Below are 24,881 nucleotides of genomic sequence, written 5' to 3'. Positions count from 1 at the left end.
ATTAGAAGTCGTCCTGCTGGAAGTCGGGAACTGCATCCAGTGTGATGGTGTCGACGTAGTACCGAAAGGCGCTTGGGTACCGCAGGTTCTCCTCTCGGTACATCAGCACTTGGCCGGCCAAGGCGCTGATCTGCCACTGCTTACCCATTGCGGCAGCAAGGAGACGGAAGGCTCGGTCGGCCGTCAACAGGCCCTCCGGGACGGTGACCGGAATGTCATCGAGTGACGTCACGTCGTCGATCGAATTCCTACGCTTCGCGAGTTGGAACCGAAAGCTGTATGGCAGTTCGGACCTGAGGTAGTTAGCGAACTCGTAGGCTGTCAAATCGCCTTCGGCGCCCTCAGTGCGAATGGGCCACGATAGATCGATTGGGTAGAGCGCATCGAAGTGATGGCTCCTGAGCCGGGTCGTATCCCTCAGTCGCCCAGAGTCGTTGTTACCGAAACCGTTGAGGTTCCAGGGCACCACGACACCTTGGTCGTGTAGTTGCCTGACAACAAGGCGCTCCGGTGCCACGTAGGACAGATCGTCATCCATCCGCAGGTAGCTGAAGGAGACGTCATGCGAGTCGATGTTGCAGCGACCGTCGATCTTCCGCAGGTGCCGTGTGAGGCGTGCAGAGATCGAGCGGTCTCCCTTCCCGACATAGACGAGCTCCCGAGTCCCGCCTTCGGAAGCGACGTAGAGTTGGTAAATGCCGGGATAATCGCCCAGGGCGTCGATTGCATCGGTCGTGAGGGCACGGACAGGTTGCTCAGCCATCACCTTGAGGAATAGGTCTTCGCGGTCTCGGGGAATCAGTCGGAAGCCTGCGCCCTCTGTGTCCGGCGGACGGTAGGCGGCGTTACGGCTGAAGACATGCAGATCGACGGTGTCCGTTCCACGCCGATTGGGCTCGGGAAGCCCACGCTCTTTCAATACGCGGCGCAGCTCCAAATACACGTCGTCCAGAGCGAGTGTAGGAGGGCCGCCAGGGACTCCCTGCCGTATGATATCGCGCAGCACCCCCGTGAAGGATGTGCAGGCGGCTTTCTGCTCGGCTAGCGGTACCACGTGGGCCGTCCGGTCTGCTGCTGTAAGCGTGTAGACGCCTCGGACTTCGGTCGCGGCGGCGAGCTGGTTCTCCGCGGGAGACGACAGCCCATGGATGACACGGCCGGAATAGCAGCAGTCAAGTATCACCAACTTCACCTGGGCCGGCGAATTGAGGAGGATGCGCCGGACTCTTTCGTATTCCAACGCGGTGAGGTCGGGGTAGCGAAGGTCGGTATCTCCAGTAGTTAGGCAGAGATCACCGGTCTCCGATATGACCCCGTGGCCAACGAAGTAGACCAGCAGGGTCTCGGTGGTTTCCTCAGCCAGCTTGCGGAGTTCCAGCGCGAGCCGGGCGGCGTCTTGAAAGTCTTCAAGGACGGTGACCCGATCCTCAGGCCAGCCGCAGAGCTCAGGATCAGTGAGCAACTGATCCATGGAATGCAGGCTGTTGGATGCTGCAGGGACGTTGGGAAGGCCGGACGCTCGATACTTGGAGGTCCCGATCAGAATTGCATGCGACCCAGCGTGGTGGGCGGACTCAGGCTCCATTGCCGTCGCTCAGGAAGCGCGTGATCAGGGCCTCGGCCTCATTCGCGTCACCGGTCTCTATCTCGAGCGTACGGTCGGCTCGGGTGAGGGTGATGCGCACCTTCGTTGGAGTACGGCGGCTCTGGAGCCAAGTTGCGAGTGAACCGGCAAGCACCGTGCCGATTCCGCCCGAGCCTAGGGCCACCGCAAGGAGGTCAGGCCCGGCGCCGAGCTCCCCCACCACCGGCGCCGCCTGGGTGAGGCGGACATGTCCCTGAAGCCCCCGCTCGTGCCGGAGCCACTCTGCCAACTCCAAGGAGTCGTCCAATGGCCTCGTCGATTCGAGCGACAGTTGTGCATCCCCCATGTCGTTCATCGTTTGTCCCACCCCAGTGCGTCTCGTGCCGGAGAACTTGGCTGTATGAGGAATCACCTTACGTGGCCAGCCTTGCTGGCGGGCCTTGCTGGTCGATGACGGCAACTGGGTAGTGGGTGCGTGAGCGGACGGACCGGCACGTGCTGGATCAGAAGGCACGCTGCAAGCGATCGAGAGATCTCTGACCAGGCGAGACAGGATCTCGTGCCACTCCGCGGCACCGCCCGTCATGATCTTGCAGGCCCTCGTAATGCGTAGGTCTTGAGTGGAGCCGCGCCGTAAAGCGAATGAGGCCGCCACCCCAACGGGGAGTGGCGGCCTCACTGGCGCTGACGCTACGTCAGAGAATCAGCCGGGCGGTGCACACGCGGTGCACAAGAGGGCGGAAATCAAGCGGGAACAACGAGCACTGCTGAGCAGTGTTTTCGCAGGTCAACGCATGCTTTCAGGATTGTCGCCCAGGTCACCCGGACCTGATCTTTAGATGTCGAAGTACATCTCGAACTCGTGCGGGTGCGGGCGCAGCTGCATGGGGGCGATTTCCTGGGTGCGCTTGTAGTCGATCCAGGTTTCGATGAGGTCGGCCGTGAAGACGCCGCCCGCCTGGAGGTACTCGTTGTCCGCTTCGAGGGCTTCGAGTACGGCCGGGAGGGAGGTCGGGACCTGGGGGACGCTCGCGTGTTCCTCGGGGGCGAGTTCGTAGAGGTCCTTGTCGATGGGCTCGGCCGGTTCGATCTTGTTCTTGACGCCGTCCAGGCCGGCCAGCAGCAGGGCGGAGAAGGCGAGGTACGGGTTCGAGGACGGGTCCGGGGCGCGGAATTCGACGCGCTTGGCCTTGGGGTTGGAGCCCGTGATCGGGATGCGCATCGCGGCGGAGCGGTTGCGCTGGGAGTAGACCAGGTTGACCGGGGCCTCGAAGCCGGGGACCAGGCGGTGGTACGAGTTCACCGTCGGGTTGGTGAAGGCCAGCAGCGACGGGGCGTGCTTGAGGATGCCGCCGATGTAGTAGCGGGCGGTGTCCGAGAGGCCCGCGTAGCCCTGCTCGTCGTAGAAGAGGGGGTCGCCGTCGGACCACAGGGACTGGTGGACGTGCATGCCCGAGCCGTTGTCGCCGAAGATCGGCTTCGGCATGAAGGTCGCGGTCTTGCCGTTGCGCCAGGCGACGTTCTTCACGATGTACTTGAAGAGCATCAGGTCGTCCGCCGCGGCGAGCAGCGTGTTGAACTTGTAGTTGATCTCCGCCTGGCCCGCCGTGCCCACCTCGTGGTGCTGGCGCTCCACCTCAAGGCCCGCCGCGTCCAGCTCCAGGGAGATCTCCGCGCGCAGGTCCGCGAAGTGGTCCACCGGCGGGGCCGGGAAATAGCCGCCCTTGTACCGGACCTTGTAGCCGCGGTTGTTCTCCACCGCGCCGGTGTTCCAGGCGCCGGCCTCGGAGTCGATGTGGTAGAAGGACTGGTTCGCGCTCGTCTCGAAGCGGACACTGTCGAAGACGTAGAACTCCGCCTCCGGGCCGAAGTACGCCGTGTCCGCGATGCCGGTCGAGGCCAGGTACGCCTCCGCCTTCTTGGCGATGTTGCGCGGGTCGCGGCTGTACTGCTCGCCCGTGATCGGGTCGTGGATGAAGAAGTTGAGGTTGAGCGTCTTGTCCTTGCGGAACGGGTCGACGCGCGCCGTCGACAGGTCCGCGCGCAGCGCCATGTCGGACTCGTGGATGGCCTGGAACCCGCGGATCGACGAGCCGTCGAAGGCCAGCTCCTCGTTCGGGTCGAACGCCTTCGCCGGGATCGTGAAGTGCTGCATCACGCCGGGCAGGTCGCAGAAGCGGACATCGACGAACTTGACATCCTCGTCCGAGATGAACTTTTTGGCGTCGTCGCCGTTCTGGAACATCCAACTCCTCCTAGCCCGGCCAGGTGCGGTCGGGGTTGCTTCGATGGCGCAGTCCCTGTGTGCGGTGGCGCGCTCGGCCCGACCCTAGGCAGGCGGGATTTCCCAAGCATGACCCATTTGTTTCGCCGAGGTTAACCGGAGAGTGCCCCCGGTGCCGTCCCGACGGCGCGTACGGCTCCCCGGAAACCCGAGCAAGCCGCCTGTCCATACCCGGAGCGGGGCGAACGTATGCGGTCGCAGTACCGTGGACGGGTGGACAACAGGCAAGCAATCGGATCGTGGCTCTCCGGGCCGCGCGCGGCCGCCGAGGACATGGGCGTCGACTTCGGCTACCGGGGCGAGCGGCTCGGGCTGCCCAAGGACGGGCCCGGCTCCATCGCCCCGCTCGGCCGCCGCATCGGGGCCCTGTGCATCGACTGGGCGCTGTGCATGCTCATCGCCTACGCGTTCCTCGCCGACGGCAGCGCCCAGCGCGCCGGCAACTGGGCGCTCCTCGTCTTTCTCGTACTGAGCCTGCTCACCGTCGGCACCGTCGGCTTCACCCCCGGCAAGCGCCTCCTCGGCCTGCGCGTCGTCGGCGAGGGCGGCGGCCGGCTGTCGCTGCCCCGCGTCGCGCTGCGCAGCGTCCTGCTCGTCATCGTCATCCCCGCCGTCGTCTGGGACCGCGACTCCCGCGGCCTCCACGACAAGCTCGCCCGCGCCGTTCAGGTGCGGATCTGAGAAGCCCTGAGAAGTACTGAGAAGCAGGCGCACGCGTCAGAGGGCGGTCCGGGGCTCATCCCGGACCGCCCTCTTTGTCTCTGTGTGCTGTGCTCTGTGCTGTGTGTGGTGCCTCTTCGCCTGTCTCAGCGGCCCTTCGGCATCCGCATGCCCTTCGGCATCGGCCCCTTGGGCATCGGCATATTGCTCATCAGGTCGCCCAGCGCCCGCAGCCGGTCGTTCACCACCGTCACCTGCGCGCCCGGCAGCACCCGCGGCAGCTTCAGAAGTGTCGTACGCACCTTCTTCAGCGGCACCTGGCCCTCGCCGTCGCCCACCACCACGTCGTGCACGGGCACGTCCGCGACGATGCGGGCCATCTTCTTCTTCTCCGCGGCCAGCAGCGACTTGACCCGGTTCGGGTTGCCCTCGGCGACCAGCACGATGCCCGCCTTGCCGACGGCCCGGTGCACGACGTCCTGGCTGCGGTTCATCGCCACCGCCGGGGTCGTCGTCCAGCCGCGGCCGATGTTCTCCAGCACCGCGGCGGCCGCACCCGGCTGGCCCTCCATCTGCCCGAAGGCAGCTCGCTCGGCGCGCCGTCCGAAGACGATCGCCATCGCGAGGAAGGCCAGCAGGAAGCCCAGGATGCCCAGGTAGATCGGGTGACCGATCCAGAAGCCGATGGCGAGGAGGACACCGAAGGTGACGATTCCCACAGCCGCGACGACAAGTCCGACCTTGGGGTCGGCCTTCTTGGTCATCTTGTAGGTCAGAGCGATCTGCTTCAGTCGCCCGGGGTTCTCGGATGTTTCCTTCCTCGCCATACAGCGAAGTTTACGTGGCCTGTGGGTCCGGAGCAGCCACGGCCTCCATTACGTGCTGTGCCTCGCGCCGGTCCTTGGCCCGGCGCCGGTCCTCCAGCACCGAGGTCCAGGCGTTTCGGCGGGCTGTGCGCTGTCCGCCGCGCAGCAGCAGCCCTTCCAGGGCGCGCAGGGCGTCGGTCACGGACGGCGGGCGTACGGAGAGCGTGGGAGGCAGAGCGGAGGGCAGAGCGGAAGAGGCGCGTACGGGCGCGGCCTGCATGTCGGGGTCCCCCTCGGGAGCCTGGATGTGGATGTACGGGGATTACGGGGAGCGGTGCGTGCTTACATCGTCACTGAACGGTGTTACCAACGGATGACCTGTTGGTCAAACACCTATGAAACGTTGACGCGGCCCGTCCGATCGCGCGCTCTTGCGGGTGGTCGTACGGGCCGCGTAGTGCAGCGGTGGAGGCGGGGGAGCGGGGTCAGCTCGCCTTGGCGGTCGCCGGAGCGTCGCTCCGCTTGTCGATCGCCTGCTGGTAGAGGCGGCCGGCGCGGTACGAGGAGCGGACCAGCGGGCCGGACATGACGCCGGCGTAGCCGATCTCGTCGGCCTCCTCCTGGAGCTCCACGAACTCGGCGGGCTTGACCCAGCGGTCCACGGGGTGGTGGCGCGGGGTCGGCCGCAGGTACTGCGTGATCGTGATGAGCTCGCAGCCCGCGTCGTACAGGTCCTGCAGCGCCTCGCTGATCTCCTCGCGCGTCTCGCCCATGCCCAGGATGAGGTTGGACTTCGTGACGAGCCCGGCCTCACGGGACTTGGTGATGACCTCGAGCGAGCGCTCGTAACGGAAACCGGGGCGGATGCGCTTGAAGATCCGCGGGACGGTCTCGACATTGTGGGCGAGCACCTCGGGGCGCGAGGAGAAGACCTCGGCGAGCGACTCGGGCACCGCGTTGAAGTCGGGGATCAGCAGCTCGACGCCGGTGTCGGGCATCAGGCCGTGGATCCGGCGGACGGTCTCCGCGTACAGCCACGCGCCGCCGTCCTCCAGGTCGTCGCGCGCGACGCCGGTGATCGTGGCGTACTTCAGCCCCATGCTCTGTACGGATTCGGCCACGCGGCGCGGCTCGTCACGGTCCAGCGGCTGCGGCTTGCCCGTGTCGATCAGGCAGAAGTCGCAGCGCCGGGTGCACTGCTCGCCGCCGATGAGGAAGGTCGCCTCGCGGTCCTCCCAGCACTCGTAGATGTTGGGACAGCCCGCTTCCTGGCACACGGTGTGCAGGCCCTCGGTCTTCACCAACTTCTGCAGCTCGGTGTACTCGGGGCCCATCTTCGCCCGGGTTTTGATCCACTCCGGCTTGCGCTCGATGGGGGTCTGACTGTTCCGGGCCTCCAGGCGCAGCATCTTGCGTCCGTCGGGTGCGACAGCGGACACGTCCGGTACTCCCCTTTGCTGTACGGCATTCGATTCGTCGGCGAACCCTAGGGTACGCCCGTACTACCTACGCTCTTACGCCCAAGCCAACCTCCAAGGTTGGGGGCGCATTCCCGCTAGACGGCCCGCGGAAGCAGCTCCGCCCCTTGTAGGACGTCCCTCAGGTGCTTCTCGATCACGGGCGCGGCCTCGGGGACGGTCACCTCGCGGCCCAGCTCGTTGGAGAGCGACGTCACACCCGCGTCCCGGATGCCGCACGGGACGATCCGGTCGAACCAGGTGTTGTCCGGATTGCAGTTCAGCGCGAAGCCGTGCATCGTCACGCCCTTGGCGATCCGGATGCCGATCGCGGCGAGCTTGCGGTCCTCGCGGCGCTGGCCGGCGTTGGACGGCGCGTACTCCGGACCGTTCAGCCGGGGGTCGAACTCCTCGTCCGCCACGCGCGGATCGAAGTCCAGGGACAGCCCGCCCGGCGCGGGGCGCTCCTCGACCGGGTCGCCCAGCACCCAGACGCCGCTGCGGCCCTCGACGCGGGTGGTCTCCAGGCCGAACTCCGCGCACGCCCGGATCAGCGCGTCCTCCAGGCGGCGTACGTGCGCGACCACGTCCACCGGGCGCGGCAGCTTCTGGATCGGGTAGCCGACGAGCTGGCCGGGGCCGTGCCAGGTGATCTTGCCGCCGCGGTCCACGTCGATGACGGGGGTGCCGTCCAGGGGGCGCTCGCTGTCGGCCGTGCGCCGCCCGGCCGTGTAGACCGCCGGGTGTTCCAGCAGCAGGCAGGTGTCCGGGATCTCGTCCGCGAAGCGGGCGGCGTGGACCCGGCGCTGCTCCTGCCACGCCTCCTGGTATTCGACGGCGTCCGCCCCGAAGCCCAGGTGGACAAAGCGCAGCTCACTCACGGCAGCTCCTCTTCGAACCTTGTCTTGCAGCCATCGCGCTCTGCAACTGTACGGCGGGGCGCCGACAGCCCCGAAGGCGGCCGGGTCCGGGGGCGGCCGAGGGGGAGTTCGGAGGCGGCCGAGGGGCCCGCGACCGGCCGTCCGCTGTGCTCACACGATCGGATGAATGCGGGGCGAAGGTGGCGATCAGGGCCATGACTGCCGCTAAATTCGCGCCGTTCCAGAGGGCGATCAGGGAGACCGACAGGCTGATGACGGAACGACCCCCGCACCGCACCCCCAACCGTCAGCTCGCCGGGCTCATCGCCGAGGCGGGCTTCTCCAACGCGGGGCTCGCGCGCCGGGTTGATCAGCTCGGGCTCGAACACGGGCTCGATCTGCGGTACGACAAGACATCCGTGACCCGCTGGCTGCGGGGGCAGCAGCCGCGCGGCACCACCCCCGCGCTGATCGCCGAGGTCTTCACCCGGCGGCTGGGGCGGCGGCTCTCCGCGCAGGACATGGGGCTCGACGCCTGCGCGCCGGTGTACGCGGGGCTGGAGTTCGCCGCCTCGCCCGACGAGGCGGTCGACATCGTCAGCGGGCTGTGGCGCAAGGACTCGGGCAGCCACACCGAGCTGCGGAAGATCGCCTTCACCCCGGCCGGGCTGGTGGTCCCCAGCAGGGACTGGCTCATCGGGCGGCCCGACGAGCGGGTGGCACGGGGGGACCCGGGGGCGCGCGGCGTGGGTGGCGCCGCCGGTACGGGCGGTGCGGCCGGCGCCGCGGCCAGCGCCTCGGCCGGGGCTTCCGCCGGTGGCGCCGGCGGGCAGCCCGGCGGGTTCGCCGCCGGGGCCGTGGGCGAGGCCCCGCGGGTGCCCGTACAGGGGCGCGGGCCCGTACCCCGCCAGCGCCAGACCGAGCGCGGCCCCGGCGCCCGCGTCACGATGGGCGACGTCGCCGCGCTGCGGTCGGTGGGGGAGCTCTTCCGGACGCTCGACCACGCCTACGGCGGCGGCCACGCGCGCCAGGCGCTGGTGCGCTATCTGGAACACGAAGTGGAACCGATGCTGCGCGGCGCCTACGGCGAGGCCACCGGGCGGCGGCTGTTCGCCGCCGCGGCCGACCTCACGCGGCTGGCGGGGTGGACCTCGTACGACATCGCCGCGCACGGCCTGGCGCAGCGGTACTTCGTGCAGGCGCTGCGGCTGGCGCAGGCCGCCGGGGACCGCGCGTACGGCAGCTACGTCCTGGTCACCATGAGCCGGCAGGCCGTGTACCTGGGACACGGCCGGGAGGCCGTGCAGCTGGCGCGCGTCGCCCAGCAGGGCGTGGGGTCGGGCGCGCCGCCCGTGGTGCAGGCGCTGCTGCACGCGGTGGAGGCGCGCGGGCACGGCGTGCTCACCGAGGTACGGGCGTGCACCGCCTCCCTCGCGCGGGCGGAGCGGGCGCTGGAAACGGCGCGGCCGGGCGACGACGTGCCGTACTGGGCGCGGTTCTTCGACGAGGCGCAGCTGGCCGACGAATTCGGCCACTGCTACCGGGACTTGCAGCAGTACCGGGCCGCGGCGCTGCACGCGGAACGGTCGTTGCAGCTGCGGGGCGCCGGGTTCGCGCGCAGCCGGCTGTTCTGCCGGGTGGTGCTGGCGTCGGCGCGGCTGGGACTGGGGGAGCTGGAGCAGGCGTGCGTGCTGGGGGCCGAGGCCGCGCAGCAGGCGTCCGAGATGCGGTCCGCTCGGGCCGTCGAGTACGTGCGGGATTTCGAGCGGCGGCTGGAGCCGTACCGGGACGCCGCGGCGGTGCGCGGGTACCGGGAGCGGGTGGCCGCGATCGGGTAGCAGGCGCGGCCGCCGCCCGTACCGCTGTACCGCTCGTACCCCGGTGCCGCGCTCGCCGTGCCCGCTCCCGCTACGCCGCGCGCAGCGTCGGTTCGTCGGCGGTGACGCCCAGGTCGTGGAGGACCGCGCGGGCGGCCCGGCGGCCCGAGTAGAGGGCGCCCTGGACGGTGCTGGTGTCGCGGTGGTCGCCGCAGACGTACAGCCCGGAGAGGAGCCGGACCGGGCGGCGGAGGTCGTGCGGCGCGGTCATGGCGGGGATCGCGTCGGGCTCGTGATACGCGGCCAGCAGGCGCCAGCCGGCGGTGGACGTGCCGTAGACGGCGGCCAGTTGGGCGCGGGCCGCGCGGTCCAGCTCGCCGGCCGGCAGCGCCGCCGCGCTCCCCAGGACCGTCGAGGTGATCAGGGTGCGGCCGGGCGGGGTGCGGTCCGGGTCGACCTCGCCGGCCACCATGGTGTGCGCGACCGGGCCGGGCCCGTCGCCGGTGAGGACGAGCGCCGGTCCGCGCAGCGGCGGCTCGTCGGCGGTGTGGTGCAGGACCGTGACCGGGTGGAACGCGGGGAGCCGCAGTCCGGGGATGAGTTCGGCGGCGGCGCGCGCGCCCGTGGCGACCACGACGGAGCGGCAGCGGATGTCGCCGTGGCCCGCGGTGGAGACGGACGTGGTGCACACCGACTTGGCCTGCACGCCCGTACGCACCGTGCCGGGCGGCAGGGCCGCGACCAGCAGCTCGGGGATCGTGGCCGCCCCGCCGGCCGCCAGACACAGCCGGCCGCGCGCGTACCCGCGCAGCACCAGGTCGGCGACGCGGCTGGACGTGGTGAGGGCCGGGTCGCCGAGCAGCGAGATCAGCAGCGGCCGCAGGAAGCTCTCGACGGCGCGGGGGGAGAGGCCGCGCCCGGCCAGGGTCTCGGCGGCGGGCCGGTCCGGGCGGGTGAGCAGCCGGTCGGTGGAGAGGGCGGCGAAGCGGGACAGCGCGGCGCCCAGCCGCGCCTGATCGAGCCCGCCCACGCGGGGCGCGCGCGCCAGGGCGCGTGCTGTGGTCAGTGCGCCCCGCGTGCTCCGGGCGCTCCGCGCGCCGCGAGGCGCCCCCGTCCGCAGGCTGACGCCGTCGTGGTGGACCAGCACGCCGGGCGCGAAGGGCCGCAGCGTGAGCGCCCCCAGGCCGGGGGTGCGCAGCAGTTCGGGATAGGCGGTGTTGAGCAGCTGTCCGGTGCGGTCGAGGCGGAAACCGTCCACCGTCTCCGTGGTCATACGGCCCCCGGCGTAAGGGGCGGCCTCCAGGACGGTGACTGTTACTCCGGCGCTGGTGAGCTGCTGCGCCGCCGAAAGTCCGGCGAGTCCGGCGCCCACGATGACGACATCGACGACATCCGCGTCGATATCGGCGTTGACGGTGGCGACGGCGGTGTCGACAGCATCGTCGGCGGGATGGTTCGCGGAAAATCGTGCACGGTCGAGCACGTGCCCTCCCCGAGGTCGGTCCGCTCACTCGGTGGCCTGATGCCCCCAACCAGAGCTGGGGATGCGTGAGTTGCCTCGACGGTAGGGACAAAACCCCGCCGCGGCAGTCGCGCACGGACAGAGCACGGTCGCACGCCGGTCGCACGGCGGCCGTCCGGATGGCACGCGGAGGCCGCACGGCGCATACGGGCACGCCGACCGACGGGCGCGGACACGGCGTACGGCGGATGCGGGAGGCGTGCCGTACGGCGGCCGGTCCAAGGCCGGTGGCGCGTACCGCCGAGGGGCGTCCCGCGCGCTGCCCGGCGCGGCCCCTTCCCGGACCCGCTCCGACCCGGCCGCCCTCAGCCGCGTTCCGCCAGCGCCGCCCGCACGGCCTCCTCGATTCGCGGGAACGCGAACGTGAAACCCGAGTCCAGCAGCTTGCGGGGCAGCACCCGCTGGCTGCTCAGCACATCCGAGGCGAACTCGCCCAGCGCGATCCGCAGCGCGGGCGCGGGCGCCGGGAAGAGCGCAGGGCGGCGCATCACCCGGCCCATCGCCTCCGTCACCTCGCGGTTGGTGACGGGCGTCGGCGCGGTGAGATTGACGGGCCCGTGCAGCGTCTCGGTGTCCAGGATGTGGCGCAGTGCCGCGACGTGGTCGTGCAGGGCGATGAAGCTCCAGTACTGGCGGCCGTCGCCCAGGCGTCCCCCGAGGCCGTACCGGAAGAGGGGGAAGAGCCGTGCCCAGGCGCCGCCCGCGCGGGAGACGACCAGGCCGGTACGGGCGTACACGGTCCGTACGCCCGCCTCCACGGCCGCCCCCGCCGCCTCCTCCCACTCCTGGCAGAGGTCCGCGAGGAAGCCGTCGCCCGGCGGCTGGTCCTCGTCGATCGGGCGGTCCCCGGTGTCCCCGTAGAAGCCGATCGCACTGCCGCTCAGCAGCGTCCGCGGCGGCTCGTCGAGGGAGGCCACCGCCTCGGCGACGGCCGCCGTGCCCAGCACCCGGCTGTCGCGCAGCTCCTTCTTGTACGCGTCCGTCCAGCGGTGGTCGCCGATGCCCGCGCCCGCGAGGTGCACGACGGCCGCGCACCCGGCGAGCCCGTCCGCGTCGACCCGCTGCCGCTTCGGGTCCCACTCGACCTCGTCCGCCGCGCGGGGCGCGCGCCGGACCAGCCGCACCACCTGGTGGCCGTCCGCCTCCAGGGAGCGTACGAGCGCCGTACCGATGAGCCCGGTCGAACCGGTGATCGCGATCCGCATACGGGCCATCCTGCCCCCTGCGCTGCTCCGCAGCCGGATAAAGGCCGCCGGAGCCGCGGCCGGGTGTGCCACAGTGACCCGCATGCCCGAACCGATCATCCGTCCCGCCGTCCTCTCCGACGACGCGGCGCTCGCCGAGCTGGACCGCCGCGCCTGGTCGCCGGTGCACGCGGTGACGGCGCGGCCGGAGCCGTACGGGCCGTTCTTCACGGACGGCAGCGGACCCGAGCACATCCTCGTGGCCGAACTCGACGGACGCGTCGCCGGCTATCTGCGCCTCGTACCGGCGACGCCGCTGCCGTCCAACGCGCACGTACGGCAGATACAGGGCCTCGCCGTCGACGAGGCCGCGCGCGGGCGGGGCCTCGCGCGCGCCCTGCTGCGGGAGTCCGCCGCGCTGGCCCGGCGACAGGGCGCGGTCCGCCTCACGCTGCGGGTGCTCGGGCACAACGCCCCGGCGCGGCGGCTGTACGAGTCGGAGGGGTTCGCGGTGGAGGGCGTGCTGCGGGGGGAGTTCCTGGTGGCCGGGGAGTACGTGGACGACGTCCTGATGGCGCGGGCGCTGTAGGCCCCGTCAGTCTCCGGGCCGCAGCCGTGAGCGGCCCTCCCACAGCTTGGGGAACCGTTCCGCCAGGGCCGTCTCGTTCTCGAGGTCCAGCGGGGCGCCCAGCGGCTCCGACGGCTGCTCCGGCAGCCCCAGGTCCGGCAGTTCGGCGCCGGTCAGCTGCTCGTACGCCTCGTCGGCGGCGTACCCGAGGTCCTCCGCGTCCCCGTCGACCCGCTCGTCGAACTCGTCCAGCAGATCGGCCAGGTCGTCCGGCTCGTGCAGCGCCCCCTCGAAGACCTCCCGCCCCTGACCGATCAGCCAGCAGCGGAAGCAGTCGAACGCGTCGTCGCTCGCCCCGCCCAGCAGCACCGAGGCCGCGCCCCACAGATCCCAGCGGTACGCGCGGTTGTAGCGCGCCTCGAAGTGCCGCGCGAAGTACAGCACGGAGTCCGGGTCGAGCTGCGTCAGCCGCTCGATCAGCAGATCGGCCTGGTCCTCGGGGTCGCCCTCGGCCGCCTGGCGGGCGCCGTCGATCAACGACCAGAACTCCGTCTCGTCCATCACGGCACCAGCATCGGGCCTGGGGCCGGACCACGCACGCGGAGCGGCCCAGATGCGGCTGTGTCGTTACCGACCGTTCGAGGCGGGGCGGCGCGGGGGTGCTGAGCCTGCCTCAGTTCGGCGGGCGGCGGGCGGCGGGCACCGGGCCGACGGGCCGACGGGCTGACAGACCGACGAGCCGACGAGTCAGCGAGTCAGCGAGTCGGCGGGCCGCGAGGGACCGACACGCCGCCGACGTCCGATGCGCCGCGAAAAGGCGACAGAAGGTGTCCGGTATCGCTGTCAGAGTCGGCGCGTAGCCAACCGGCGGAGCGAGAGGACATACGGACGTGAGCACACGGGACGCGGACGCATCGGCGAAGGCACTGGCCGGCAAGATCGCGCTGGTCGCGGGGGCGACCCGCGGCGCGGGGCGCGCGATGGCCGTCGAGCTGGGGCGGGCCGGGGCCACGGTCTACGCCACCGGGCGCACCACCCGCGCCCGCGTCAGCGAGGTCGGCCGGCCCACCGAGACCATCGAGGAGACGGCCGAACTGGTGACGGCGGCCGGCGGCGACGGCATCGCCGTGGTCACCGACCACCTGGAGCCGCAGCAGGTCAAGGCGCTGGTCGAGCGCATCGAGCGGGAGGCGGGGCGGCTCGACATCCTGGTCAACGACGTCTGGGGCGGCGACCGCCTGCTGGAGTTCGACAAGAAGATCTGGGAGGTGAAGATCGAGGACGGTCTGCGCATGCTCCGCCTCGGCATCGACACGCACCTCATCACCAGCCACTACGCGCTGCCGCTGCTGATCCGCAACCGCGGCGGCCTGGTGATCGAAGTGACCGACGGCACGGCCGAGTTCAACAAGACCTACCGGGGGAACCTCCCCTTCGACCTGGCCAAGACCGCCCCGCACCGGATGGCCTTCGGCCTCGCCGAGGAGCTCAAGGAATACGGGGGCACCGCGCTCTCCATCACGCCGGGGTTCCTGCGCTCCGAGGAGATGCTCGACCACTTCGGGGTCACCGAGCCCACCTGGCGCGACGCGGTGGAGAAGGTGCCGCACTTCGCCATCGCCGAGTCGCCCGCCCTGATCGGGCGCGCCGTCGTGGCGCTCGCCGCCGACCGTGACCGGGCGCGGTGGAACGGCGCCTCGGTCTCCAGCGGCGAGATGGCCAGGGAGTACGGCTTCACGGACACCGACGGGTCGCGGCCGGACGCCATGGCGTACTTCCGTGACGTCGTCTTCGGCGGGAGGGACGCCACCGCGGCGGACTACCGCTGACGGACGCGCGGGGCGGGGTCGCGGGCGCGGGGGTGGTCACACGGGCCCGTACGGTCCGTACCGCTCGGCCAGTTCGCGCGCCGCCCGCGCGAAGCGCTCGCGCAGCGCCGCCGGGGCGAGCACCTCGGCCTCCGGCCCCAGCCCGAGCAGTTGGGTGTACGCGACGTCGGACGACTCGACGGGCAGGGTGACGGTGATCCGCCCCTGCCCGTCGGCGTCCCCGGCCGCGGCCAGCGCCTCCTGCGCGGCCAGCCGGTCCGTGACGTGCGGCAGCCGCCGCGCGCCGGCCGGCGTGAGGCTCAGCACCACCTGCTCCCGCAGAATCGACCGCGCGAACTCGACGGCCCGCTCCTCCCAGAACGCGGGCAGCTCGAACCCCTCGGCACGGCGGAACCGCTCCTCGCCGCTCGCGACCGCCGTGAAGCGGTCCACCCGGTAGACCCGGAAGTCCCGCCGGTCCGCCGCCGCCCCGTCAGGGCCCGTGTCCGTACCCGCCTCGCCGCCGTCCGCCACGCGCGCCGCCAGGTACCAGACGCCCGCCTTGAGCACGAGGCCGTACGGTTCCAGGTCCCGTTCCGCCTCGGTCCCGGTGTTCCCGCGCCGGTAGCGGGCCGTCAGCCGGCGGTCGTCCCAGACCGCGTCCGCGACGGCGGGCAGCAGTTCGGGGGGCTCCGCCTCCCGGAACCACGCGGGGGCGTCCAGGTGGAAGCGCTGGGCCGCGCCCGCGGCCGCGTCGCGCAGCTCCGGCAGCAGGGCGGCCGAGACCTTCAGCCGGGCGGCGGAGGCGGCGTCGGCCAGGCCCATCTCGCGCAGGGCCGAGGGGACGCCGGACAGGAACAGCGCCTCGGCCTCCGTACGGCCCAGCCCGGTGAGCCGGGTGCGGTAGCCGCCGACGAGGCGGTAGCCGCCCGTACGGCCGCGGTCCGCGTAGATGGGGACGCCCGCCTCGGACAGCGCGAGGACGTCCCGCGCGACCGTACGCTCCGAGACCTCCAGGCGGCGCGCCAGCTCCGCCCCCGTCATCGTCGGCCGGGACTGGAGCAGCAACACCATCGTGATGAGCCGGGCAGCGCGCATGCGCCCATCATGCCGGGGGCCACTGACAGACGGCCCCCGGCGTCTGCCAGTGGCCTCCGGGGCGTCAATGACCTCCGGCGGGCCCCCTCTTTAAAAGAGGTGACCCGCCGGAGGCGTGGTTCAGCGGCCGCGCCCTCGGTAGTCGACCGGGACAGGCGGGCGCGGCCGCCGAGTGTGGGGGAGGGTCAGAGGCCGTAGCGCTCCGCGGCCTCCTTCACGAGGGACGCCTTGACCTCGCCTCGGCGGGCGAGCGCGGACAGGGCGGAGACCACGACCGACTGCGGGTCGACGCCGAAGTGGCGGCGGGCGGCCTCGCGGGTGTCGGAGAGGCCGAAGCCGTCCGTGCCGATGGACGTCCAGTCCTGCTCGACCCACGGCGCGATCTGGTCCGGCACCGCCCGCATCCAGTCGCTGACGGCCACGACCGGGCCGGGCGCGCCGTGCAGGGCCTGGGTGACGTACGGGACGCGCTCCTCGCCGTGCAGCGCCGCGGCCTCGCAGTCCAGGGCCTCGCGGCGCAGCTCGGTCCAGGAGGGCGCGGACCAGACGTCGGCGGCGACGCCCCAGTCCTCGGCGAGCAGCCGCTGCGCGTCCAGCGCCCAGTGGATCGCGGTGCCCGAGGCGAGGAGCTGGAGGTGCGGGGCGTCCGCGGCCGTGCCCTGGGCCTCCTGGTAGCGGTAGAGGCCCTTGAGGATGCCCTCCTCCACGCCCTCGGGCATGGCGGGCTGCACCTTCGTCTCGTTGTAGACGGTCAGGTAGTAGAAGACGTCCTCGGCCTCGGGGCCGTACATCCGGCGCAGGCCCTCGCGGACGATCACCGAGACCTCGTAGGCGAACGCCGGGTCGTACGAGATCGCCGCCGGGTTGGTGGAGGCGATCAGGTGCGAGTGGCCGTCGGCGTGCTGGAGGCCCTCGCCCGTCATCGTCGTACGGCCCGCGGTGGCGCCGATGACGAAGCCGCGGCCGAGCTGGTCGGCGAGCGCCCAGAACTGGTCGGCCGTGCGCTGCCAGCCGAACATCGAGTAGAAGATGTAGAACGGGATCATCGGCTCGCCGTGCGTCGCGTACGAGGTCGCGGCGGCGGTGAAGTCGGCCAGCGAACCGGCCTCGGTGATGCCCTCGTTCAGGATCTGACCGTCCTTGGCCTCCTTGTAGTACAGGAGCTGGTCGCGGTCGACGGGGTCGTACGTCTGGCCCTTGGGCGAGTAGAGCCCGGCGGACGGGAAGAGCGACTCCATGCCGAAGGTGCGGGCCTCGTCGGGGACGATCGGGACCCAGCGGCGGCCGGTCTCCTTCTCCCGCATCAGGTCCTTGACGAGCCGGACGAACGCCATGGTGGTGGCGATCTCCTGCGTGCCGGAGCCCTTCTGGAGCGCCTCGAAGGGCTTCGCGGACGGCTCGGGCAGCGGCTTGGCGACGACCTTGCGGGCCGGGGACGGGCCGCCGAGCGCGGCGCGGCGCTCGCGGAGGTAGGCCATCTCGGGGGAGTTCTCGCCGGGGTGCGCGTACGGCACGGGGCCGTCGGCCAGCGCGCTGTCCGGGATGGGCAGCCCGAGCAGGTCGCGCATGTCGCGGAACTGCTCGCCGGTGAGCTTCTTCATCTGGTGGTTGGCGTTGCGCGACTCGAAGCCCGCGCCGAGGGTGTGGCCCTTGACGGTCTGCGCGAGGATCACCGTCGGCGCGCCCTTGTGCTCGACGGCGGCGCGGTAGGCGGCGTACACCTTGCGCGGTTCGTGGCCGGCGCGGGAGGTCTGGAACAGCTCCAGCAGCTTGGCGTCGGTGAGCTGCTGGGCCATGGCCCGCAGCGCCGGGTCGGCGCCGAAGAAGTGGTCGCGCAGGTACGCGGCGTCGCGCGTCGCGTACGTCTGGAACTGGGCGTCCGGGGTCTCGCGCAGCCGGCGTACGAGCGCGCCGTCGGTGTCGCGGGCGAAGAGGTCGTCCCAGGCGGCGCCCCACAGGGACTTGACGACGTTCCAGCCCGCGGCGCGGAACTGGGCCTCCAGCTCCTGCACGATCTTGAAGTTGGGGCGGACGGGGCCGTCGAGGCGCTGGAGGTTGCAGTTGATGACGAAGGTGAGGTTGTCCAGGCCCTCCCGGCCGGCCAGCGCGAGCGCGGCCGTGGCCTCGGGCTCGTCCATCTCGCCGTCGCCGAGGAACGCCCAGACCCGGGAGCCGGAGGTGTCCTTGATCCCGCGGTGCTCCAGGTAGCGGTTGAAGCGCGCCTGGTAGATCGCGGAGAGCGGGCCCAGGCCCATGGAGACGGTCGGGAACTCCCACAGCCAGGGCAGCCGGCGCGGGTGCGGGTAGGAGGGCAGGCCGTCGCCGTTCGCCTCCTGGCGGAACCGGTCGAGCTGGCCCTCGGTGAGCCGGCCTTCGAGGAAGGCGCGGGCGTAGATGCCGGGGGAGGCGTGGCCCTGGAGGTAGAGCTGGTCGCCGGAGCCGCCGGAGGCGGCGTCGTCCTTGCCGCGGAAGAAGTGCTGGAAGCCGGTCTCGTACAGCCAGGCGGCGGAGGCGTAGGTGGCGATGTGGCCGCCGAGGCCGAGGGTGCTGCCGCGGGTCACCATCGCGGCGGCGTTCCACCGGTTGTAGGCGGTGATCCGGTTCTCCATCTCCTCGTCGCCCGGATAGGCGGGCTCCGCGGCGGTGGGGATGGTGTTGAGGTGCTCGCTCTCCAGCAGCGGGGGGAGCCCCAGGCCGTCGCCCTCGCCGTGCTCCAGGGCGCGGCGCATGAGGTAGGCGGCCCGGTGCGGGCCGGCCGCGGCGGTGACGGCGTCGAGCGACTCGCCCCACTCCGCCGTCTCCTCGGGGTCGACGTCCGGGAGCTGGTCGAGCTGGCTGTACGGCTGGCGCACGGGATCGGGCATGGGGTGGGCCCCTTTCCGGACGAAAGGAAGGTGGGAGGCGGCAGGCAGGGGTTGCGCCCACGATCGACGATACGCCTCTGATCGATGATCGATCAATGTTTCATCAAAAGAAAAAACCCCAGGTGGCACGGGGTGTCTCCGGGGCTGGCACCCGGTGTCAGACCTGCGGGGCGCAGCACAGCACATGCGTGGTCAGCACGTCTCCGATGAGCGGATCGCGCCGCCGGAAAGCGTCCACCAGCTCCTGGTGATCGTCGGCGTACGAGCGCGGCTCGGGGCTCAGCCAGCGGATCGACAGCGTCGTCCAGACCTCGATCCCCAGCGACTCCCAGGTGTGCAGCAGCACGTCGTTCCCGGCCGCCCGCACGATCTCCCGGTGGAACGCCACCGTATGCCTGACCTGCGCCTCGCCGTCGTCCGTCCGGTCGGCCTCGCGGAGCGCCGCGACCTCCCGCTCCAGCGCGGAGAGGTCCGCCGCCAGCCGCTCCGCGGCCAGCCCCGCGGCCACCCGCTCCAGCCCGGCCCGCACCGGATAGCTCTCCTTGAGATCCGTGGCGGTCAGATTGCGCACCCGGACCCCCTTGTTGGGCGCCGACTCGATCAGCCGCAGCGACTCCAGCTCCCGCAGCGCCTCCCGTACGGGCGTCTGGCTGACCTCCAGCTCCACGGCGATCCGCCGCTCCACGATCCGCTCGCCGGGCTGCCAGCGGCCGCTGACGATCCCCTTGAGGATGTGCTCGCGGATCTGCTCACGCAGCGAGTGGACGACGGGCGGGGTCATGAGGGCTCCTTCGGGGCGCACCGGTCGGCCGCCATTCTTCTCTTCCAGCAACTTCCAGCAGCGCCTTCCGGCAACGGGGAAGGCCCCGGCTCGCTGAGCCGGGGCCTTCCCTCCATACGGTGCTGCGAACCTCAGAGGCCGAGGTCGCCCTCGAACTCGCCGCCCTCCAGGCGGGCCTTGAGCGTGCCCAGGAAGCGGGCCGCGTCGGCGCCGTCCACCAGCCGGTGGTCGTACGACAGGGCCAGGTAGACCATGTCGCGGATGGCGATGGTCTCGCCCAGCTCCGGCGTCGTCACGACGACCGGACGCTTGACCGTCGCGCCGATCCCGAGCATGCCGACCTGCGGCTGGTTCAGGATCGGGGTGTCGAACAGCGCGCCGCGCGAACCGGTGTTGGTCACCGTGAAGGTGCCGCCCGCCAGCTCGTCCGGCTTGATGCCGCCGTCGCGCACCCGGCCGGCCAGGTCCGCGGTCTTCTTCGCGATGCCGGCCAGGTTCAGGTCGCCCGCCTCGTGGATGACCGGGACGAACAGGCCCTTCTCGGTGTCCACCGCGATGCCGATGTTCTCGACGTCGTGGTAGGTGATCGTGTCGTCGTCGTTCACCTTCGCGTTCAGCGACGCGTGGACCTTCAGCGCCTCGGCGGCGGCCTTGACGAAGAACGGCATCGGCGAGAGCTTGACGCCCTCCCGCGCGAGGAAGCTGTTCTTCGCCTTGGCACGCAGCTGCATGATCTTGGTGACGTCCACCTCGACCACGGTCGTCAGCTGCGCCGACACCTTCAGCGACTCGACCATGTGCTTGGCCGTCGCCTTGCGGATGCGGGTCATCTTCACCGTCTGGCCGCGCAGCGCCGACGGCTGCGCCGGAGCGGCGGCGGCCTTGGGAGCGGCGGCCGGAGCCTGCTGCTTGGCGGACTCGGCAGCGGTGATGACGTCCTGCTTGCGGATACGGCCGCCGACGCCGGTGCCCTTGACCTCGGCGAGATTCACGCCGCTCTCGGAGGCCAGCTTGCGCACCAGCGGAGTGACGTACGCGCCGTCCGCCTCACCGGTCGCCGGGGCGGCCGGAGCCTGCGCGGGGGCGGGCGCCGGGGCCGGAGCGGCCGGGGCCGGGTCCGGCGCCGGGGTGGTGGCCTGCTGCGGAGCCGGGGCCGAGGGGGCCTGCGGCGCCGGAGCGGCCGGGGCCGCCGGAGCCGGGGCGGGCTCGGGCTGAGCCGCCGGGGCGGGCGCGGCCGGGGCGGCGGGGGCGGCCGGAGCAGCGCCCGCGGCGCCGATGACGGCGAGCTTCGCGCCGACCTCGGCGGTCTCGTCCTCGCCGACCACGATCTCCAGCAGGGTGCCCGCGACGGGCGCCGGAATCTCCGTGTCGACCTTGTCCGTCGACACCTCCAGCAGCGGCTCGTCCACCGCGACCTCTTCGCCGACGGCCTTCAGCCAGCGGGTCACGGTGCCCTCGGTCACGGACTCGCCCAGCGCGGGGAGCGTGACCGGGGTGCCCTCGGCGGAGCCGCCGGCCGGGGCCGGAGCCTCCTGCGCGGGGGCGGCGGGCGCCTCGGCCTGGGCCGGGGCGGGGGTGGGCTCCGGCTGAGCCGCCGGGGCAGGCTCGGCGGCCGGAGCGGACTCCTGCGCCGGGGCGCCGGAGCCGTCGTCGATGATCGCCAGTTCGGCGCCGACCTCGACCGTCTCGTCCTCGGCCACCTTGATGGAGGCGAGCACACCGGCGGCCGGGGCGGGGATCTCGGTGTCGACCTTGTCGGTCGACACCTCCAGCAGAGGCTCGTCGGCCTCGACGCGCTCACCCTCGGCCTTCAGCCAGCGGGTGACGGTGCCCTCGGTCACGCTCTCGCCGAGCGCCGGCAGGGTTACGGAAACCGCCATGGTTTCGGTTGCTCCTTACGAAAAGTGCGGATGGTGGTGCGCTCGGGACTTAGTCGTGCGAGTGCAGCGGCTTGCCGGCCAGGGCCAGGTGGGCCTCGCCGAGCGCCTCGTTCTGCGTCGGGTGCGCGTGGACGAGCTGCGCGACCTCGGCCGGCAGCGCCTCCCAGTTGTAGATCAGCTGAGCCTCGCCGACCTGCTCGCCCATACGGTCGCCGACCATGTGGACGCCCACGACGGCGCCGTCCTTGACCTGGACGAGCTTGATCTCGCCGGAGGTCTTGAGGATGTTGCTCTTGCCGTTGCCCGCGAGGTTGTACTTCAGGGCCACGACCTTGTCCGCACCGTAGATCTCCTTGGCCTTGGCCTCGGTGATCCCGACGGAGGCGACCTCGGGGTGGCAGTACGTCACACGCGGCACACCGTCGTAGTCGACCGGCACGGTCTTCAGACCGGCCAGCCGCTCCGCCACCAGCATGCCTTCGGCGAAGCCGACGTGCGCGAGCTGGAGGGTCGGGACGAGGTCGCCGACGGCCGAGATGGTCGGCACGTTGGTGCGCATGTACTCGTCGACCAGGACGTAGCCGCGGTCCATCGCGACGCCCTGCTCCTCGTAGCCCAGGCCCTGGGAGACCGGCCCGCGGCCGATCGCGACCAGCAGCACCTCGGCCTCGAAGGTCTTGCCGTCGGCGAGGGTCACCTTGACGCCGTCGGCGGTGTACTCGGCCTTCTCGAAGAAGGTGCCGAGGTTGAACTTGATGCCGCGCTTGCGGAACGCCCGCTCCAGCAGCTTGGAGCTGTTCTCGTCCTCGACCGGGACGAGGTGCTTGAGGCCCTCGATGACCGTGACGTCGGTGCCGAAGGACTTCCACGCCGAGGCGAACTCGACGCCGATGACGCCGCCGCCCAGGATGATCGCGGACTTGGGGACGCGGTCCAGCGTCAGCGCGTGGTCCGAGGAGATGATGCGGTTGCCGTCGATCTCCAGGCCGGGCAGCGACTTCGGCACGGAGCCGGTCGCCAGCAGGACGTGGCGGCCCTCCACCCGCCGGCCGGCGACGTCCACCGAGGTCGGCGAGGAGAGCTTGCCCTCGCCCTCGATGTAGGTCACCTTGCGGCTGGCGACGAGACCCTGCAGGCCCTTGTACAGGCCCGCGATCACGCCGTCCTTGTACTTGTGCACGCCCTCGATGTCGACGCCCTCGAAGGACGTCTTGATGCCGAACTTCTCGGCCTCGCGGGCCTGGTCGGCGATCTCGCCGGCGTGCAGCAGAGCCTTCGTGGGGATGCAGCCGTTGTGCAGGCAGGTGCCGCCGAGCTTGTTCTTCTCGATCAGGGCGACGTCCAGACCCAGCTGCGCTCCGCGCAGGGCAGCGGCGTAACCGCCGCTACCGCCTCCGAGGATCACTAGGTCGAAAACGGTGCTGGCGTCGTTCGCCACGTCACGTCCTCCATGCATGGATACGCCGTAGCCGGTCGTCGGTGACCGGGCGGCGGCTGTTGTTCGGCCGCTTCTAGATCGGCCCTGGGTGTAAGGGGGGCCCTGTCCTGCCGTGACAACATCTTCGCACTTGTTGACGGGTGGCGGGACGCCGGGCCGGTGTCGGGGGCGGCGCGATGACCCTCCCCGACCTCGCTCGGGCGCGCGGACGTACGGATTTCGTCGAGGGCGAACGTGACGAACGGAACGACGAACGGAACGCGCTCCCTGGCGAGCGGGGGCGGCATGACGTCCGTACGGCCCCGGGCACGGGACCCGGGGCCGTACGGACGGCAGTGCGCGAAACGTCAGCCGAGGTCGCCCGCGGCGGTGCGCTCGGCCAGCCGCACCAGGGTGCGGACCGAGGCGCCGGTGCCGCCCTTGTGCGTGTAGCCGTACGGCGCGCTCTCGTGGAACGCCGGGCCGGCGATGTCCAGGTGCGCCCACGCGATGCCCTCGCCCACGAACTCCTGGAGGAACAGCCCGGCGGCCAGGCCGCCGCCCATCCGGCCGCCCACGTTCGCGAGGTCCGCGACGGGGGAGTCCATGCCCTTGAGCAGCTCGGCGGGGAGCGGCAGCGGCCAGGACTGCTCGCCGACCTCGCCCGCGATCTCGTGCAGCGAGGCGCGGAAGGCGTCGTCGTTGGCCATGATCCCGAACGTGCGGTCGCCGAGCGCCACCACCATGGCGCCGGTCAGCGTCGCCACGTCCACGATCGCGTCCGGCTTCTCCTCCGAGGCGCGGGTGATCGCGTCGGCGAGCACCAGCCGGCCCTCGGCGTCGGTGTTGAGCACCTCGACCGTCTTGCCGCTGTACATCGTGAGCACGTCGCCGGGGCGCGTCGCGGTGCCCGACGGCATGTTCTCGGCCAGCGCCAGCCAGCCGGTGACGTTGACCTGGAGGCCGAGCCGGGCGGCGGTGACGACCGCGGCGAACACGGCGGCGGCGCCGCTCATGTCGCACTTCATCGTCTCGTTGTGACCGGCCGGCTTCAGCGAGATGCCGCCCGAGTCGTACGTGATGCCCTTGCCGACCAGCGCGACGGTCTTCTTCGCCTTGGCGTGCGTGTAGGCGATCTTGACCAGCCGCGGCGGGTTGGCGGAGCCCTGGCCGACGCCGGTCAGACCGCCGTAGCCGCCCTTGGCCAGCGCCTTCTCGTCCAGCACCTCGACCGTGAGGCCGTGCTCCTTGCCGGCGGCCTGCGCGGCGGCGGCGAACGACTTCGGGGTGAGGTCGTTGGAGGGCGTGTTGATCAGGTCGCGCGCGCGGTTGATCTCCTCCGCCAGCGCGATGGCGCGGTCCGCGACGGCCTTGTACGCCTTGTCACGCGGCTTGCCGCCGAGGATCGCGACCTCGGCGAGCGGAGCGCTCTTGTCGTCCTTGCCGTTCTTGGCGCTGCCGTTGCGGTAGGCGTTGAAGGCGTACGCGCCGAGCAGCGCGCCCTCCGCGATGGCGGCGACGTCCGCGGCGCTCTCGACGGGCAGCGCGAACGCGCCCTTCTTCGTGCCCGCCAGGGCGCGCGCGGCGGAACCCGCCGCGCGGCGGAGCGCCTCGCCGTCGAAGCCGTCGCCCTTGGCCGGGGCGTCGCCGAGGCCGACCGCGAGGACGACGGGGGCCTTGACACCGGACGGCGCCGGCAGCTTCGTCACCTCGCCCTCGCCGCCGGCGGCGCCGAGGGTCTCCAGGACGGAGGCCAGCTTGCCGTCGAACGCCTTGTCCACGGCTTCCGCGCCGGGCGCGACGACGGGGCCCTTCGGGCCCTTCGCCACGCCGACAACGAGGGCGTCGGCGCGCAGCGTCGCCGCGCTGGAGGTGCTGAGAGTCAGTGCAGTCACGGTGGTGGGGTCCCTACTTCCGTTGAGTTCGGCCGGCCGGTGGATGGTGCCGGTCGCCAGGCGCTTGCCGCGAGCCTAACTCCCGGCCGATGCGCGGCCGCGCCCTGTGGGGTGCTTCGCCCCGCCTTGCCACTCGGGGCGTTGCCGCCCCGGACGCCGGTCCCGTGGCGCCGGAGGGGTTTTCGGGTGCGGGCGGGGGGTGTCCTCAATCGCCGGACGGGCTTGATCGGGGCGCTGCCCCGGACCCCGGTCCTCAAGCGCCGGACGGGCTGGGTGGGGCGGCGGACGGTGGGTGCGTGGGCGTGGGGGCGGGGGGTGTCCTCAAACGCCGGACGGGCTGATTCGGGGCTCCGCCCCGGGCCCCGGTCCTCAAGCGCCGGACGGGCTGGGTGGGG

At 71.6% G+C, this 24,881-nt stretch carries 20 protein-coding genes; 4 read left to right on the top strand and 16 right to left on the bottom strand.

Going from position 1 to position 24,881, the window contains the following annotated elements; all coding sequences use genetic code 11:
• Window position 1 precedes the first annotated feature (1 nt).
• The 3 genes from AB0I49_RS32540 to glnA all read right to left on the bottom strand — a co-directional run bounded on the left by AB0I49_RS32540 (window position 2) and on the right by glnA (window position 3,830).
• On the bottom strand, window positions 2-1,585 hold the full coding sequence (locus AB0I49_RS32540) for a caspase family protein (RefSeq protein WP_363230763.1): 1,584 nt from the start codon (window positions 1,583-1,585) through the stop codon (window positions 2-4).
• A complete protein-coding gene (locus AB0I49_RS32535; RefSeq protein ID WP_363230762.1) occupies window positions 1,575-1,940 on the bottom strand; it encodes a hypothetical protein in 366 nt (121 codons plus the stop codon). The genes AB0I49_RS32540 and AB0I49_RS32535 overlap by 11 nt, the downstream gene beginning before the upstream one ends.
• Before the next feature lie 480 nt (window positions 1,941-2,420).
• Window positions 2,421-3,830 (bottom strand): type I glutamate--ammonia ligase, encoded by a 1,410-nt coding sequence (gene glnA / locus AB0I49_RS32530; RefSeq protein ID WP_363230761.1) that lies wholly within the window; start codon window positions 3,828-3,830, stop codon window positions 2,421-2,423.
• A 252-nt stretch (window positions 3,831-4,082) separates the two neighbouring features.
• On the opposite strand from glnA, the gene AB0I49_RS32525 reads away from it, so the two are divergent.
• The gene (locus tag AB0I49_RS32525; RefSeq protein ID WP_363230760.1) at window positions 4,083-4,550 is read left to right on the top strand and encodes an RDD family protein; all 468 of its coding nucleotides are present in this window, start codon (window positions 4,083-4,085) and stop codon (window positions 4,548-4,550) included.
• A 125-nt stretch (window positions 4,551-4,675) separates the two neighbouring features.
• On the opposite strand, the gene AB0I49_RS32520 is transcribed toward AB0I49_RS32525, so the two are convergent.
• The 4 genes from AB0I49_RS32520 to lipB form a co-directional block, all read right to left on the bottom strand.
• Window positions 4,676-5,356: a DUF4191 domain-containing protein gene (locus tag AB0I49_RS32520; protein WP_030875774.1), complete on the bottom strand. Its 681-nt coding sequence runs from the start codon at window positions 5,354-5,356 to the stop codon at window positions 4,676-4,678.
• 10 nt (window positions 5,357-5,366) lie between these two features.
• The gene (locus AB0I49_RS32515) at window positions 5,367-5,615 is read right to left on the bottom strand and encodes a hypothetical protein (RefSeq protein ID WP_363230759.1); all 249 of its coding nucleotides are present in this window, start codon (window positions 5,613-5,615) and stop codon (window positions 5,367-5,369) included.
• A 205-nt stretch (window positions 5,616-5,820) separates the two neighbouring features.
• Entirely contained in the window at window positions 5,821-6,774 is a 954-nt protein-coding gene (gene lipA / locus AB0I49_RS32510) for a lipoyl synthase (RefSeq protein WP_363230758.1), read from the bottom strand.
• Between the two features lie 116 nt (window positions 6,775-6,890).
• The gene (gene lipB, locus AB0I49_RS32505; RefSeq protein ID WP_363230756.1) at window positions 6,891-7,673 is read right to left on the bottom strand and encodes a lipoyl(octanoyl) transferase LipB; all 783 of its coding nucleotides are present in this window, start codon (window positions 7,671-7,673) and stop codon (window positions 6,891-6,893) included.
• A gap of 251 nt (window positions 7,674-7,924) precedes the next feature.
• Here lipB and AB0I49_RS32500 point away from each other — a divergent pair, with 251 nt between their 5' ends.
• A complete protein-coding gene (locus AB0I49_RS32500; RefSeq protein ID WP_363230755.1) occupies window positions 7,925-9,490 on the top strand; it encodes a regulator in 1,566 nt (521 codons plus the stop codon).
• 70 nt (window positions 9,491-9,560) lie between these two features.
• Here the strand turns inward: AB0I49_RS32500 and AB0I49_RS32495 are convergent, their stop codons facing one another.
• Together AB0I49_RS32495 and AB0I49_RS32490 are read right to left on the bottom strand one after the other, a co-directional pair.
• Window positions 9,561-10,871: an NAD(P)/FAD-dependent oxidoreductase gene (locus tag AB0I49_RS32495; RefSeq protein WP_363230809.1), complete on the bottom strand. Its 1,311-nt coding sequence runs from the start codon at window positions 10,869-10,871 to the stop codon at window positions 9,561-9,563.
• Window positions 10,872-11,296: 425 nt separating this feature from the next.
• Entirely contained in the window at window positions 11,297-12,205 is a 909-nt protein-coding gene (locus AB0I49_RS32490; RefSeq protein ID WP_363230754.1) for a TIGR01777 family oxidoreductase, read from the bottom strand.
• A 73-nt stretch (window positions 12,206-12,278) separates the two neighbouring features.
• Here AB0I49_RS32490 and AB0I49_RS32485 point away from each other — a divergent pair, with 73 nt between their 5' ends.
• Window positions 12,279-12,764, top strand: a complete 486-nt coding sequence (locus AB0I49_RS32485; RefSeq protein ID WP_363230753.1) for a GNAT family N-acetyltransferase — start codon at window positions 12,279-12,281, stop codon at window positions 12,762-12,764.
• A 6-nt stretch (window positions 12,765-12,770) separates the two neighbouring features.
• On the opposite strand, the gene AB0I49_RS32480 is transcribed toward AB0I49_RS32485, so the two are convergent.
• Window positions 12,771-13,304, bottom strand: a complete 534-nt coding sequence (locus tag AB0I49_RS32480) for a DUF4240 domain-containing protein (RefSeq protein WP_363230808.1) — start codon at window positions 13,302-13,304, stop codon at window positions 12,771-12,773.
• 329 nt (window positions 13,305-13,633) lie between these two features.
• Here AB0I49_RS32480 and AB0I49_RS32475 point away from each other — a divergent pair, with 329 nt between their 5' ends.
• A complete protein-coding gene (locus AB0I49_RS32475) occupies window positions 13,634-14,572 on the top strand; it encodes an SDR family oxidoreductase (protein ID WP_363230752.1) in 939 nt (312 codons plus the stop codon).
• A gap of 36 nt (window positions 14,573-14,608) precedes the next feature.
• Here the strand turns inward: AB0I49_RS32475 and AB0I49_RS32470 are convergent, their stop codons facing one another.
• The 6 genes from AB0I49_RS32470 to AB0I49_RS32445 form a co-directional block, all read right to left on the bottom strand.
• Complete coding sequence (locus tag AB0I49_RS32470) at window positions 14,609-15,649, bottom strand: WYL domain-containing protein (RefSeq protein WP_363230751.1); 1,041 nt, start codon at window positions 15,647-15,649, stop codon at window positions 14,609-14,611.
• Window positions 15,650-15,834: 185 nt separating this feature from the next.
• On the bottom strand, window positions 15,835-18,513 hold the full coding sequence (gene aceE / locus AB0I49_RS32465) for a pyruvate dehydrogenase (acetyl-transferring), homodimeric type (protein WP_363230750.1): 2,679 nt from the start codon (window positions 18,511-18,513) through the stop codon (window positions 15,835-15,837).
• Window positions 18,514-18,670: 157 nt separating this feature from the next.
• Window positions 18,671-19,294, bottom strand: a complete 624-nt coding sequence (locus tag AB0I49_RS32460) for a GntR family transcriptional regulator (protein ID WP_363230749.1) — start codon at window positions 19,292-19,294, stop codon at window positions 18,671-18,673.
• Window positions 19,295-19,425: 131 nt separating this feature from the next.
• Window positions 19,426-21,174: a 2-oxoglutarate dehydrogenase, E2 component, dihydrolipoamide succinyltransferase gene (gene sucB / locus AB0I49_RS32455; protein ID WP_363230748.1), complete on the bottom strand. Its 1,749-nt coding sequence runs from the start codon at window positions 21,172-21,174 to the stop codon at window positions 19,426-19,428.
• 49 nt (window positions 21,175-21,223) lie between these two features.
• Window positions 21,224-22,612 (bottom strand): dihydrolipoyl dehydrogenase, encoded by a 1,389-nt coding sequence (gene lpdA / locus AB0I49_RS32450; protein WP_363230747.1) that lies wholly within the window; start codon window positions 22,610-22,612, stop codon window positions 21,224-21,226.
• Window positions 22,613-22,959: 347 nt separating this feature from the next.
• The gene (locus tag AB0I49_RS32445) at window positions 22,960-24,486 is read right to left on the bottom strand and encodes a leucyl aminopeptidase (RefSeq protein ID WP_363230746.1); all 1,527 of its coding nucleotides are present in this window, start codon (window positions 24,484-24,486) and stop codon (window positions 22,960-22,962) included.
• Window positions 24,487-24,881 lie beyond the last annotated feature (395 nt).

The sequence above is a fragment of the Streptomyces sp. NPDC050617 genome, assembly GCF_040654795.1.
In the GTDB taxonomy this organism is placed as follows: domain Bacteria; phylum Actinomycetota; class Actinomycetes; order Streptomycetales; family Streptomycetaceae; genus Streptomyces.
Note: the sequence above shows the minus strand (reverse complement) of the source record. Positions and strands in the feature narration are given on the sequence as shown.

Excerpts from the sequence above, each read along its gene's own strand:
- AB0I49_RS32540 (WP_363230763.1), bottom strand. The coding sequence starts at position 1,585 with ATGGAGCCTGAGTCCGCCCACCACGCTGGGTCGCATGCAATTCTGATC.
- AB0I49_RS32535 (WP_363230762.1), bottom strand. The coding sequence starts at position 1,940 with ATGAACGACATGGGGGATGCACAACTGTCGCTCGAATCGACGAGGCCA.
- glnA (WP_363230761.1), bottom strand. The coding sequence starts at position 3,830 with ATGTTCCAGAACGGCGACGACGCCAAAAAGTTCATCTCGGACGAGGAT.
- AB0I49_RS32520 (WP_030875774.1), bottom strand. The coding sequence starts at position 5,356 with ATGGCGAGGAAGGAAACATCCGAGAACCCCGGGCGACTGAAGCAGATC.
- AB0I49_RS32515 (WP_363230759.1), bottom strand. The coding sequence starts at position 5,615 with ATGCAGGCCGCGCCCGTACGCGCCTCTTCCGCTCTGCCCTCCGCTCTG.
- AB0I49_RS32500 (WP_363230755.1), top strand. The coding sequence starts at position 7,925 with ATGACGGAACGACCCCCGCACCGCACCCCCAACCGTCAGCTCGCCGGG.
- AB0I49_RS32490 (WP_363230754.1), bottom strand. The coding sequence starts at position 12,205 with ATGGCCCGTATGCGGATCGCGATCACCGGTTCGACCGGGCTCATCGGT.
- AB0I49_RS32485 (WP_363230753.1), top strand. The coding sequence starts at position 12,279 with ATGCCCGAACCGATCATCCGTCCCGCCGTCCTCTCCGACGACGCGGCG.
- AB0I49_RS32480 (WP_363230808.1), bottom strand. The coding sequence starts at position 13,304 with ATGGACGAGACGGAGTTCTGGTCGTTGATCGACGGCGCCCGCCAGGCG.
- AB0I49_RS32470 (WP_363230751.1), bottom strand. The coding sequence starts at position 15,649 with ATGCGCGCTGCCCGGCTCATCACGATGGTGTTGCTGCTCCAGTCCCGG.
- aceE (WP_363230750.1), bottom strand. The coding sequence starts at position 18,513 with ATGCCCGATCCCGTGCGCCAGCCGTACAGCCAGCTCGACCAGCTCCCG.
- AB0I49_RS32460 (WP_363230749.1), bottom strand. The coding sequence starts at position 19,294 with ATGACCCCGCCCGTCGTCCACTCGCTGCGTGAGCAGATCCGCGAGCAC.
- sucB (WP_363230748.1), bottom strand. The coding sequence starts at position 21,174 with ATGGCGGTTTCCGTAACCCTGCCGGCGCTCGGCGAGAGCGTGACCGAG.